The sequence below is a fragment of the Paenibacillus cremeus genome, from assembly GCF_007786445.1.
GTDB lineage: Bacteria > Bacillota > Bacilli > Paenibacillales > NBRC-103111 > Paenibacillus_G > Paenibacillus_G cremeus.
In genome coordinates this window covers 190,449-204,048 of record NZ_VNJI01000002.1, presented here as the reverse complement: position 1 = coordinate 204,048, position 13,600 = coordinate 190,449, and the positions used below count along the sequence as shown (strand labels likewise).

The 13,600-nt window shown below is 52.6% G+C and carries 9 protein-coding genes; all 9 read right to left on the bottom strand.

Translation table 11 applies throughout. The features are described 5' to 3' along the window. Positions 1–13: 13 nt before the first annotated feature. Positions 14–1,006 (bottom strand): ABC transporter permease, encoded by a 993-nt coding sequence (locus tag FPZ49_RS02905; protein ID WP_144842986.1) that lies wholly within the window; start codon positions 1,004–1,006, stop codon positions 14–16. Beyond that, complete coding sequence (locus FPZ49_RS02900) at positions 999–1,982, bottom strand: ABC transporter ATP-binding protein (protein WP_144842984.1); 984 nt, start codon at positions 1,980–1,982, stop codon at positions 999–1,001. Before FPZ49_RS02900 ends, FPZ49_RS02905 begins: the two co-directional genes overlap by 8 nt. A gap of 31 nt (positions 1,983–2,013) precedes the next feature. After that, complete coding sequence (locus tag FPZ49_RS02895) at positions 2,014–2,850, bottom strand: GDSL-type esterase/lipase family protein (protein ID WP_144842982.1); 837 nt, start codon at positions 2,848–2,850, stop codon at positions 2,014–2,016. Between the two features lie 166 nt (positions 2,851–3,016). After that, positions 3,017–4,411 carry a M23 family metallopeptidase gene (locus FPZ49_RS02890; RefSeq protein WP_144842980.1) on the bottom strand — a complete coding sequence of 465 codons (1,395 nt, stop codon included), beginning with the start codon at positions 4,409–4,411 and terminating at the stop codon, positions 3,017–3,019. Between the two features lie 155 nt (positions 4,412–4,566). Further along, positions 4,567–6,390 carry an ABC transporter ATP-binding protein gene (locus tag FPZ49_RS02885; protein WP_144842978.1) on the bottom strand — a complete coding sequence of 608 codons (1,824 nt, stop codon included), beginning with the start codon at positions 6,388–6,390 and terminating at the stop codon, positions 4,567–4,569. Continuing rightward, positions 6,387–8,219: an ABC transporter ATP-binding protein gene (locus tag FPZ49_RS02880; RefSeq protein ID WP_144842976.1), complete on the bottom strand. Its 1,833-nt coding sequence runs from the start codon at positions 8,217–8,219 to the stop codon at positions 6,387–6,389. Before FPZ49_RS02880 ends, FPZ49_RS02885 begins: the two co-directional genes overlap by 4 nt. A 408-nt stretch (positions 8,220–8,627) precedes the next feature. Continuing rightward, positions 8,628–12,305, bottom strand: a complete 3,678-nt coding sequence (locus FPZ49_RS02875) for a dynamin family protein (RefSeq protein ID WP_261381218.1) — start codon at positions 12,303–12,305, stop codon at positions 8,628–8,630. Positions 12,306–12,593: 288 nt separating this feature from the next. Then, a complete protein-coding gene (locus tag FPZ49_RS02870) occupies positions 12,594–12,866 on the bottom strand; it encodes an NAD/NADP transhydrogenase alpha subunit (protein WP_144842974.1) in 273 nt (90 codons plus the stop codon). A gap of 22 nt (positions 12,867–12,888) precedes the next feature. Continuing rightward, positions 12,889–13,575 carry an endonuclease III gene (gene nth, locus FPZ49_RS02865; RefSeq protein WP_144842972.1) on the bottom strand — a complete coding sequence of 229 codons (687 nt, stop codon included), beginning with the start codon at positions 13,573–13,575 and terminating at the stop codon, positions 12,889–12,891. Positions 13,576–13,600 lie beyond the last annotated feature (25 nt).

Sequence of the window (13,600 nt, the reverse complement as noted above, 5' to 3'; positions counted from 1 at the left end):
ACATTTGAACGGATTAGTTCAAGACATCTTTTTTCGTGAACACCGTAAATGAGATCAGAACGGAAACCAATCCCCATACGGTAAGCACGGTTAAGGAGAACGGCAAACTCATGCCTTTGATGGGCGGAAGCGCCCCGGTCAAGTAGTCGGTCAAGCGCAAATTGACCATGAAAAAATATTTTGCCGTTTCCCATGAGGACACCATATTGGCGAGAATCGTGCCGGAAATCAGCACCGCCAGCATAATGCCCATCCCAGCCGCCGTGCTTCGAACAAGCACCGAAATCATTAGCGTCATAATGCCAACAATTAGCGCGGAATACCACACCAGTCCGAGCTCCATAATTAAATACAGCCATTGCGAAACTGGACGCACGGAGGCAAAATTAACTTCCGTTCCGGTCACTTGAAAGCCGAAGAAAACCGGCATATCCCAGCCGCCGTACCCGAAAACAATCCCGGAGATCAAATAACAAAGCGCACCGGTAGCCAGTACGATGAAGGAGACAAACAAAATGACGGTGATCAGCTTGCTGAGCAAAACCTTCCATCGCTGCACCGGTCGGGTAAGCAGAAGCTTGATCGTACCCGTCGAGTGCTCACCGGAAACCAAGTCCGCCGCGACCACCATCACCATGAGCGGAATGAAGAGGCCTACCGCATTTTTGACAAACTCTCTTGTAAAGGTTACCCCGTTCGGTGCGGACGGATTCACATCTTTATCCAAATAGTATTGGGCGAGCTTCACCTCCACCTTGCGAAACTGCTTCCATTCCTCCGGCATCCGGCTGCTGCCAAGGCTTCGAGTGTAATCCACAATCTTCTGCCGCTGCTCTGCACGCCAATCCGTGGTGCCGAACTGCTTCAGATTGTTTTGCGCAACCTTCATTTGGGCGTATGTAAACATAGGGATAATAGCGGCGAGAATGAGCAGCACGACGAGCAGCCTCTTTTTCATCACCAGCTTGATGCATTCATTCTTGACGAGCGGATAGATGCTAACCAATACGTTCTCCCTCCGTTAGCTTTAAGAATAAGTCCTCCAAAGTCGGGTGCTTGATCTCAATACCGAACAGCTGGACCCCCAGCTCGACCATGCGGCGTGAAATGACCGGGATTGTGTCGGGATTCATTTGAACGACGATCTTTTCAGGAACGGATGTCCGTTCACCAGATTCGTACGACTCCTCTTGCTGCGATAAGATTTGAACCTCATGCTCGGTAAGCAGCACATCCAATGCTTTCGCCTGTGGCAGCACACTCCAAACCACGGTACTGACGGATTCATCGATTAGTGCCGCGACTTCTCCAACGCGAATCACTTCGCCGTGACTAATAATCGCCACCCGATCGCACATCTGCTGAATCTCGCTGAGCAAATGGCTGGAGACGAACAAGCTGAGTCCCTTATCGGCCAAGCTGCGAATAAATTCTCGAAGCTCTTTGATCCCCTGCGGGTCGAGACCATTTGTCGGCTCGTCCAAAATCAGCAGCTTCGGATCGTTCAGCAGCGCTTGAGCAATCCCCAGACGCTGGCGCATGCCGAGGGAATACGTCTTCACCTTGTCATGAATGCGCACATCCATGCCGACGATATCCACGACCTCTCGAATCCGATTCTCGGTAATGCCGGGCAGCATACGAGCAAAGTGCTCCAGGTTTTCCCACCCGCTCAAATAACCGTACAGCTCCGGGTTTTCCACGATACAGCCGACATACTGGAGCGCCTCGTTGTGATGCGACTGAACATCGTACCCGCAGATCGTGATCGAGCCTGACGTCGGCTTAATCAAATCCACCAGCATTCGGATGGTCGTCGTTTTCCCTGACCCGTTCGGGCCGAGAAAGCCGAAAATTTCACCGGCCTTGACATCAAACGAGATGCCTTTAATGATCAACCGTTTGCCGATCTGCTTCTTGACATTGTTGACGGATAAAACAACCGATGCGTTCCGCCCTTTTTCAGCGTGCTCTGCTCCCATTCATGTCCCTCCCTAGGCCATCCCCATAGCCTTATTTCAAAATATCGGCGATCCGCTGCGCAATACGCTCATAACCGTTTTGATTCGGATGAAAATGGTCGCTGTATATATACTTGGTTAAATTCAGCTCAAATAAATCATAGGTCGGCACCACTGTAATATTCGGATACCGATTGGCCAATTCAAACGCACTCGTATTCCATTGCTGTACGATCGGCGCCCCAGTCCGGTCTTTATCCAGATCTAGAAACGGATAGTAAAGCCCTACGTACATAATTTTCGCATTCGGATTCACTTTGGCGATACGGTCAAAAATTTGGCCCAGCCTCTTCAAAGCTTCTGGTGAGCGCTCTGCCGCTGCTTTCGGGTTAAACCCTTCCCCATTCTGGGTATTAAAAATATCCGCTCCGCCGTCAAATAAGTCATTTCCGCCGATCGTGAGCAGAATCAAATCCGCTTCGCTGATGGATTTATCGATATCTTTTTTCGTGTCCCAATCCTTCAGCATATCAGCCGTACGATAGCCGGGAATCGCGAAGTTATTAAATACATACACCGGCTTACCGAGCTGCTTCTCCAGCTTGTCCCTAACTTGACCCACATAGCCTTTCCCCGTCAAATCTCCGGTTCCAGCGGTTAAGGAATCGCCCAGCGCGACGATTTGGATTTTGTCCTTGGCATTCCATGCATCCTGCTTGGGCTTGTCCTGGGTCTGTGGAGCCGTCTGCGGAGCTCCGGGCTCCTCTGAAACGACAGGCTTGGGATACATAATTTGATTGACGGCATACGCAAAACCGAAAATACATAGCAATGTAGACAAAAGCGCCACCAAACCAACTGTCCGCCATAACCAACGCGTAGTAATCACATGCACTCCCCCTGCTTCTCCATGATTCTGATCACTCGTCGTTTTCCTTTTTTTAGAGTAGCGGTTTGACAGGGCATTTGCAAATGTACCAAAAAGCCCTAGCAGCGGTTGCGACCGCTTGGACTAGGACCTCTTGCGTAACGAACAAATGTTTGCTATATTGCAATTATAGCTGTAAGTATTTCATCGGATTTTGCTGATGTCCGTTCTGAATGATTTCGAAGTGCAGGTGAACGCCTGTGGCATTGCCTGTACTGCCCATAACACCGATGCGATCGCCTTTTCTAACGGCTTCCCCTTGACTCACTTCGATCTTGCTTAAATGCCCGTACAGCGTTTCGAAGCCGTTCTGATGATCGATGATGATGCAATTGCCGTAACCGGATTTGACTCCCGCGAACGTAACTTTCCCATGGTCGGAGGCCAGGATCGCGCGCTGCTCGGATACGAGATCCGTGCCATTATTATGCGTCGTTCCCCACCGTGCGCCGAATTCACTTGTAATTTTCGCCCTCAAGACCGGAGATATAAAGGAGCCGCTGCCGATCCCTGCGACAACCTTCGTTCCCTGCCGTACCACCGTTTGTTCAGGAGACTCCAGGATCGTTTCACTTAACTCGCTTTTCTCCGTCGTTTGTCCGCCCACGCTTATCGTTTGAATCGTCACCTCTTTTTTTCCAGGCTTGCCTTGTGATTTGATTTGAAGCACCCCGGCTCTCAGCTCATCATCCTTTTCGTAGACAATGCTGCTTGGGATTTTTTGCTGCTCTGTGCGCGTCTCCACGATTTTCACGGTCAGAAGTGGCTGCAGGACAGTCAAATTCAGCACGTCCCCGATGTGGATAATATCGTTCTTAATCCCCGGATTGTTCGTATAAATTGCATCTGGTGAAATTTTGAACTGCTGCGCAATTAGGGAAATGCAGTCGCCCTTTTGAACTTCGTATTCCACAGGTTGTACATTACCGGTATGTATTCGCTCAAGCACCGCATCAGGGGCTTCGATTTTGCCAGGCGCGACGGCGGTTTCAACAATTTGCACGTTTTGCACGAAGCCTGTGCTGAACGATGCTTCGGACGCTGAGGATTTCTCCTTAGCTATAAAAGGAGCTTGGATCTTCGCCAGCAGCGCTTCAGCAGTCGCGGCATCCTTCACCAAGCCGACGGCTTCGCCATTTACTCGGACTTCCGCCGCGAGTACGGCAATCATAATCCGATCGCTTAACGCGGCGAATACGGCATCGTTATCGAACATCCCATGAAATGGGTTGTGGCTTGGCTCAAATCGGAGCCGCTCCAAATTGGAGGTGACTCGCAAACCATCATTTTGCCGGGAAATTTCCTCATACCGCATTGCCTTCCACTTCATAACAACCTCCGGATCACTAACCGTTCCAAGATTCGCATCATCCAAGAACACATCATACCGATTCGCAGGCACTGGCAGCTTTGTTTTGACCAACAATCGACCAGAAACCACCACCGCCACAATCATGGTAAGGGCCAATATCCATTGAATGACCTCCAGCGTCTTGCGTACTACCTGTCCGCTATCCTTCAACGTAAATTTCCTCCCTGTTATGGATGTTTGGTTTCTCCTGCAAAACCAAGTTCAGCCATGCCTTTTCATGTATATGTGGCTTCAGCCCGAATAAGACAAAAAACGAAAAAACCTCCCGTTTGAACGGAAGGTTTCGGTACTTAACGTCGAATAAATCAACCTGTTTCCTGCAAAAATCGGTACTGAGCTTGAATTAATCCGTGGTAGATGCCCTTGTGCTGCATGAGCGCGTCATGATTGCCCTGCTCCATAATTTGCCCATGGTCGAGTACTAAAATGTGATCCGCATGCCGGATCGTAGATAAACGGTGTGCAATGATAAACGAGGTGCGTCCGTGCAGAAGCGTTTTGAGTGCTTCTTGAATTTTCAGCTCCGTCTCCGTATCAATACTCGCCGTAGCTTCGTCAAGAATGAGCACCCGAGGATCGGCTAATAAGGCTCTCGCAAACGACAACAGCTGGCGCTGGCCCATCGAAAGCACATTACCGCGTTCCTGCACCTCCGTATCGTAGCCATGCGGCAGGTTCACGATAAAGTCGTGCGCACGAACTGCTTTAGCCGCGGCCACAATCTCCTCATCCGTCGCGTTCAGCCGTCCGAAGCGAATATTATCCCGAATCGTGCCTGAGAAAATAAACGTGTCCTGCAGCACGATTCCTACCTGCGAACGCAGGCTTGATATCGTTACATCCCTGATATCATGGCCGTCGATGGTCACACTGCCATTCGTCACATCGTAAAATCGGCACAAAAGATTGATAATCGTACTCTTACCGGAGCCCGTATGCCCAACGAGCGCGATCGATTGGCCTGCTTTCACGCTTAAATCGATTCGTTTCAAAGCATGCCTGCCCGGCTCGTATTCAAACTCCACCTGCTTAAATTCAATGTTGCCTTGAATCTTGGGCAGCTCTTGGGCGGAGGTTTTCTCGGCCACGTTAGGCACTTCGTCGATGAATTCAAAAATACGCTCCGAGGAAGCCATGGCAATCAGCATCTGTGTGTACATTTGTCCGAGACGATTGATCGGCTCCCAGAAAAGTCCAATGTAGGTGCCGAAGGCCACGAGCAAACCGATCGAAATTTCACCTTCCTGAATCAAATGCGCTCCAAACCAGAACAAAATACAGTAGCCGATGGCTCCGGTGCACTCAATGATCGGACCAAACGATTGGTTCAGGATCGACGCCCGGTTCCAATGATAATGGTTATCCTGATTCATTTGCTCAAAGAAAGCGATATTTTCCTTCTCCTGCGTGTAAGCCTGCGTCACTTTAATCCCTTGAATACATTCGTTCAAATGCGCGTTAATTCGCGATTGTCTCGTCTGGACGACCTGCCATGCCCGGCGGATTTTGACCCTCAGCTTGGTCGAGATCATGAACATAATCGGAACCGTGACAATAATGGCTAAGCCCAGCTTCCAATTGATGAACAGTAAGATAAAAATAATGCCGCAAAGCTGCACACAGTCAATCATTAAGTTGACAGCGCCATTCGTAAACAAGTCCTGAAGCGAATTGACATAGTTCGTGATCCGCACCAAGATCGAGCCGGCCGGCCGTTTGTCGAAAAATTTGAACGATAATCGCTGAATATGACTGAACAGATCATGTCGCAAATCGTAGATGACTTGTTGACCGATCATATTCGTAAACCGGACACGAAAGTTATTCGCTCCCCATTGAATCGCATAAAGGCAGAGCATTCCGCCAACGCAAAGGAATAGCGTCTTACTATCGCCGGTTTTCAAAGCATGGTCAATGGCATAAGCGATCAAAAGCGGGTTCAGCAGCTTCGTAATCGCTCCCACAACCATCATGATCAGGACGATCGGTATGATCTGTCTGGCGTACGGCTTCATGTATGTACTTAAGCGCTTGACCTGCGCCCAGTCGAACCCTTTGTCGAGCTCTTCATCGTCCTGGTAGACGAACCGTTTCTGAATTTCTTTATCTGATGCACTTTGTACGCTCATTGTGCGACCCTCCTAACTTTAGCCTGTGACGAAGCGGCAACTTCCGCGGCAGCCGACGGCTGAATCGGTTCCACATCGGGTTGTGCATCCGAGTCGCTAGGCTGATCGGCGTATTGGATTTTATAGGTTTCGAGGTAAGGTCCAGGCTGTGCCAACAGCTCGGCATGCGTACCGCGTTGAACAATCCGGCCTTCGTCGAGCACAATAATCTCGTTGGCATGCTTCAAAGAAGAGATACGGTGAGCGATAATAAAGGTCGTTCGGCCCTTCATGACTTCGCCAAAGCCCTGTTGAATTTCATGCTCCGTCTCCATATCGACTGCACTTGTAGCATCATCGAGGATCAGTATTTTCGGGTTGATGATCAGTGCCCGAGCGATCGCAATCCGCTGCTTTTGCCCGCCGGACAGACCTAGTCCCCGTTCACCGACAATCGTGTTGTAGCCCAGCGGCAGCTCCATAATAAAATCATGCGCTTTGGCCAGCTTAGCCGCTTTGATGATGTCCTCCATTGACACGTCCTTCATGCCGTAGGCAATATTGTTTCGAATCGTCGAGGAGAACAGAAATGTTTCTTGAAACACGATCGCCATCTGGCTTCGTAAGCTCTCCAGCTGAAGGTCGCGGATATCGGTGCCGTCAAGCGTAATTCGTCCGTCCTTTACGTTGTAGGCGCGCAGCAGCAGCTGAATAACGGTCGACTTGCCCGATCCTGTCCCGCCGAGCAGCCCGATGACGGAGCCGGCCGGGGCATCCAATGAAAAATCAGTCAGCGCCGGTTGTTTCTCCGTGTAGGCAAAGGTGACGTTTTCAAATCGAACATGACCTTGAACCTGCGACGGAATAAGCGCTTTCGCATTGTCCTTGTTTTTCACATGAATGTAAGTGTGGAGCACTTCGAGCAGCCGCTCTCCAGCCGCCTTGGACTGTGTAAAGTTATTGATATGGAATCCAATCCCCCACATAGGGCCGATAATAAACCAGATTAAGCTGAAAAAAGCAACGAGCTCGCCGAGCGTAATCGACTGGTTAATTACCATCATACCGCCGGTGCCCAGCAGAATGACCACACTCAAGTTCGCCAAAAGCTCCATGAGCGGGAAATATTTCGCCCAAATGCCGGAGGTCAAAATATTGTTCGATTTGTACTCCTGATTGCGGTTCGAAAATTTCTCAATCTCGTGCGGTTCGCGTGAAAACGATTTGACGGTGCGCACTCCGGTAATGGTTTCTTGCACGGAGGTAGTCATCGAGCTCATCGATTGGCGGATCGACCGAAAAGCCGGATGGATTTTGCCTTCGAAGCGGATCGCGGTCATAGCCAGAAAAGGCATGGTCACGACCGTTAAAAGTGTCAGCTTCCAATTGATCGTCATCATCATGATCGTCCCGAAGGTGAGCATCATACAGACGTTCAAGATTTGGACGAAGCCGAACCCGATAAAATCCCTGACTGCCGTCAGGTCCGCCGTTAGCCGGGACATCAAATCTCCAGTGCGTGCCTGATCGTAGTACTGAAACGACAAATACTGAAGCTTTTCGTACGTTGCATTGCGAAGATTGTAGGCCGTCTGATTACCCAGCTTCGAGCTGTTCACCCCGTGCAAAAATTGAAAGGTCGCCTTCGTTACCATAACGCCGACAACCGAGAGCGCAAGATAGGGAACTTTGTCAAATTGGCCTTTCGTAATGACTTCGTCGATCAGATAGCGAAACAAATTCGGATACACCAGCCCGAGTGATGTCGCTACCATCAAAAACGCGATCGATGCAAACAAATACCTTCGTTCTGACCAGTAATACTCCTTCAGCTGCTTGAACACTTCCATGTGTGACCCTCCTTTTGTTGCAACTGCTTATTGGGATTTTAAACATTAGCAGCTGTCAACGTTGTTGCAACGGTATCGGGAATTTCGACGATAACCGTTGTCAACGTTCGATCCATCCAGTTGTCATTTTAAGCGCTTGCAAGGCGAATGTATGATCGCTTTGGAAGCGATTCAAGCTCTGTTTTGAAGTGTAGCACCCTTACTGAGGGGCGGCAAATAAGCGATCTTCCATAATTTTGGTTATACCGGAAAATTTCATCAAATGGTCACAAATTGCACGCTGAGTCCCACTATTTCTCCCAAATGGTACGTTATCTTCAAGATGTAAACCCTTTCATGAAAACAAAAAAGAAAGGGCGCGCCTTTTCAAGCAATCGCCCTTTCCCGTACTTACATTAATATATGAAGTTACTGTATTCCCTGCACCAAACGCGCATGTTTGGCTTGCAGCTCGTTCAAATCCACCTTCATTTCCAGTGCGCTCAAGAGCCCTTCGACATGCTCCTCTAACGCTTGCCGCATATGCTCCGACAATAGCTGGTAGACCGACTTCAGCTGACCTGCATACGCCTCGACTAAAGCCGCCGCCTGCGACTCGGCAAACTGAGTCATCGGCTGGTTTAGCTTTCCTTCGAGCTCCTTACGAAGCTGCAGCTTGCCGTCGCCTTCGAAAAATTGCTTGGCGTTTTTGAAATAGCCGGTCAGCCATTTCAGTTGGATATCTCCGGCTTGGAGCGTCCCTTCCAGCGTTGGCGTAGTCAGCTTCGCTTGGTTCCCCTCCGAATAATCGAACGTCGGAATACCCGACTGGATCGCCTCCGCCCACTGTTTAGCCGCCTGGCGGTTCAGGTGATGGATTTTCTTTTCTACTCGAAGCGTAGTCGCCAGCACCTCTTGGGTTAAATCAAAAGATAGCATGCGCTTAAAATCTTCCCAAGCCGACTGCATCACGAGCTTGCTATCCCGCGAATCTTCGCGGAACACCGATGGGTTAAAAGCCATATTGAACAGGTCCCCGAAGCGGAATGCCGTTCGCTGCTTCACGTAGTACATTAATTCCTGAATTTCCTTCTCCAGCTCCCTGACTTCAGCTGCTGGGTCCGGATGGTCGAGCAGCTTTGCAGCCGTCGCTAACGCTTGGCGCAGCTCCCCAGCCTGGCGAACGCGCTCCGACGCATCCGTTCTAGCTCCATCCATCCAGCGCTGAAGCACATCTGCCGCGCGGCGGATGTCGGCATCCCCTGCCTGAATGGCCATATCCGACAATTCCTCAAAGGTAAACCGGACGAATTCCTGCTCAAACCGCAAAATCCCCGATTGCGCAACGGTTTCCTCTTCCTGTCCCAGTTTCCCTTCCAGTGCGTAGTAGCTGGACAGCGGATAAATACGCGGATGACGGATGCCATGCTGGAGCAAATTGCTTTCTACGTGCGAGACGACGCCTTCGAGCTCTTCTGCGGAGGACGCCAGATCGGCCGCGTTGACGATAAAGAACATTTTATCCAGCTCAAAGCTGTCCTTTACACGACCCAGCTGCAGCAAAAATTCTTTATCTGCATGCGAGAACGCATGGTTATAATACGTGACGAACAAGATCGCGTCCGCATTTTTGATGTATTCAAACGCCACGCCCGTGTGACGGGCATTGATGGAGTCCGCCCCTGGCGTATCCACCAGGACAATGCCCTGCTCTGTGAGCGGGTTGGCATAGTACAGCTCGATGAGATCCACGAAGCACGATTTGCTCTCCTCTGCCGCATAGCTGCCGAACTCTTCCGCCGTTGCTCTCAGCTCCTGGCCGAGGTTCGGGCCCATGGCCGCCCAGCCTTTCTCAACGGCTTTGAGGAACGTGTAATGCGGCTTGCCCTTGCCGGGCACCTGCTCCGCACTGAGCTTCGCGATTGCCGTCAACGCCTGCTCCAGCGAATCGACGTTCACGCCCAGCACTTCCAGGGAGTACAAGATGTCCGATGCGAGGCGCTCCCGGCTTTTCATCTTGATCTTGGCCGTGCCGTGAGGCCAACCGGCTTCCGGCTCCGGCGGCATGATCTTATTGATTGCCGCCGTGGTTGGATTTGGCGACACGGGCAGCACCCTCTCGCCGATCAGCGCGTTGGCAAACGACGATTTGCCCGCGCTGAAGGCGCCGAACAGCGCGACCGTGAAGCGGTTGTGGCCGAGCCGCTCCGCCTTCTCCTGCAAGGAGCGGCGAATGGTTTGCAGCGCAGCGATGCCGGCGAGCTCGCCAGCCGCGGCGTTCAGCCGCGCGGCGGCATCGCGCAGCCGCTGGCGGTGGCCGCCGGCGGCGAGCGCCGCCGAGCCGCCCGCGCTGGCGCCGCGGCCCGCGCCCGGCGTGACCCACGCGAGGGACTCGCGGGGGTCACGCGCCACGGGCGCGGGCTGCGCAGCGGGCGCCGCCGGCGCGGCGGCTAGCGCGGGCAGCGCCGGCGCGGCCGCGGCCGGCAGCTGCGCGAGCAGCGCCGCGCTGTAGGCGGCCTCGCGCTGCGCGAGCCGCTCGAGCTCGCGCAGGCTGCCGAGGCGCGCCTCGAGCGCAGCGAGCTCGCGCTGCAGCGCGGCGCGGCGCGGCTCGAGCGCAGCGGCCAGCTGCGCGAGCAGCGCGTCGGCAGCGGCGAACGCCGCCTTGCGGTACAAGCTCTTCATCTCCGCAGCAATGTGCTTCGAATAGGTCAACGTGTACTCATTGCCGAAAACGGCGCCTTCGTTCACTTGACTGGCCAGCCAGGCCGGGGTCACGTCCACGCGAATTTGATCCGCCGCCTCCGTGATGGCGGCTGCAGCAAGACCTTGGCCCTCCAGACCGGCTTTGACCGCCTGCTGAACGTGCCGCGCAATCTGCGTCTCCACCTGCGACGCAAAATCCTTATGGAACGCGCCGAGCCGCTGTTCCACCTCGGCCGCCGTCTTCGCGGCCGAGCCAAACCAACCCACCTTAAAGCCGGGGCGCCGGCTTTCCAAGTACACGTGCGCGAGGTCGCGCGTCACGGCAGGGATCACGTTCGCGTTGTCGAGGACCGACGCGACTGCCCCACGCACTGCCGCCTCCAGCTGCTGCGGCAGCGCAGACAAATGCTCCAGCTCGCTACTCGCTTCCGCGAACAACGCCTGCGCCGACTCGCTGCCCTCGTCAGCCGCAAGCTGGGCGCGCAGCGCCTCCTTGGCCGGCTCATTCGCTTCGGCCATCTTGGCGGCATGCGCCGCAGCCAAAGCCCGCGCCGACTTCTCCAGGCTGAGCCGCACCAGCGGCTCCCGGAGCTCAATCAGTCGGCCCAGCAGCCACTCGAGCTGGTTCCACTGGCTCGAGGGATGATCCGGCTTCTTCACCGAGGTGTAGAGAATGCCGTCCGGATGAACATGCCAGTTCGCAAACGCCTCGCGAACCCCATCCTGATACTTCGAGAACGGCAGCTCCTGCTCCCGATGCTTATCGATCATATTGACGATCAAGTAAAGGGGCTTTCCCCACTCCGTCATTTTCTTCGTAAACGACAAATTGATCTCGGACTGCACATGGTTATAGTCCATCACATAAAAAACGACGTCCGCCAAATGCAGCGCCGACTCCGTCGCCAGCTGATGCGCATCATCCGTCGAATCGATGCCCGGGGTGTCCAGCAGCGCAGCGTGCTCGCCTAAGAACGGAATCGGATACTGAATCTCTACCGTTTCAATCGTTTCCCCGTCCCGGCAATGCTCCGCCAGCTCCGATAAAGGCACCCGCTCCACACGGGTGGCTTCAGCAGCTGTGGAGGTTACGTCTACTCGCCTTAGTATGCGTGCTTCGGCTTCCCCATTGACAATGCTGACAATATTGGCACTCGTCGGAATCGGGCTGGAGGGCAGCAGCGGATGCCCGCACAGCTTATTAATCAAACTCGATTTCCCCGCCGAAAAATGGCCGCACATCGCGATCGACAACCGACCGCTTTCCGCTTTCTTGAGCAGCTGCCGCAGCTTTCGGCCGTTCTCAGCGTCTCCCGCTTGTTCCACCTGCTCCAGCAATCCTCTTACCGCTTCGACTGCCTGATCCCCAGTCGTCATTCGTATCATTTCCCCAGTAGTCGTCATGACGTTCTTCATCCTTCTCTCTACCCATACTTCCTCTATCTAAAAACCGAACCGATCTTTTTTTTCTTTTTTCGTTCGCCCGAACATACAGGGAGAGTAGAGAGCCGTTTCTTTGCCGGAGATTTTATGTGCTGCCTTTGAAAATGAATTCTAACTATCTAATCTAATCAAAAAGAATTCATTTTCAAGAGCAGCCGGAGGCAAAGAGAACGGACTCGCAGCGATCCTCCCTATGTTTTAGGCTTTCATGCGCCGAACTAAAAAGAAAAAACCGAATCGCTTCGGTTTTTAGTGTACCATATTTTCCGTTTCGGGAATAAAAATTTCGAACAGATCGCGATGCTGCAAGATCGTGATGTCCTTATCCCGCACCTTCATCACAACCACCTCAGGGCGCTGCTTCATGCGGTTCAAGTAGTTCTCAGGCACGGAGCCGGACTCAGAGACTACGATGCCCTCCACTTGCTTTTCTTCGTTTTCCTTGAGCGGGGTTTCAAGCACCTTCTCGTAAATATCTGAGAACACTTCAAAATCCTTTGTATATACCGATATGCATTTCATGGGTTAATCCTATCCTTTCTTTTCACGCTTTGGCTGTTTTTGTCTTTGATATAGGTTTCCTAGTCGGGGTCGTTTTCATACGTTTTTTTCCTTCACGACAGTGCTCCAGCAGCGGACATAGCTCGCACTGCGGATTTTGCGCCTTGCAATGGTAGCGTCCGAAAAAAATGAGACGATGATGCGTCTGCGTCCATTCCTCGCGAGGCACCCGCTTCATCAGCTTCTTTTCCACTTCCAGAACGGAATCCTTCTCCGCCGCAAAGCCAAGCCGTTTCGACACTCGTTCGACATGGGTATCCACGGCGATGGCCGGGACCCCGAACGCATTGGACATGACGACATTGGCCGTTTTTCGGCCGACGCCCGGAAGCTCAACCAGCTTCTCGTGCTCCTGAGGGATTTCCCCTTGGTGCTTGTCCAACAGCAGTGCGCAGAGGGCTTGAATATTTTTGGCCTTATTGCGAAAAAGCCCGATCCGTCGTATATCCTGCTCCAGCTCCTCTAGAGGAACCACCAAATAGTCTTCTGGCCGTTTATACTTTTGAAACAGGGTCGCCGTCACTTTGTTTACCGTTTCGTCTGTGCACTGGGCAGATAACAGAACGGCAATGGTCAGCTCAAACGGATTGGAGTGATTCAGCTCGCAATGGGCGTCGGGGAACATATCGGCGATGATGTCTAGTATGTATCGTGCTTGCTTCTGATTCAACGCCCCCGCTCCCTTCGACTTACCT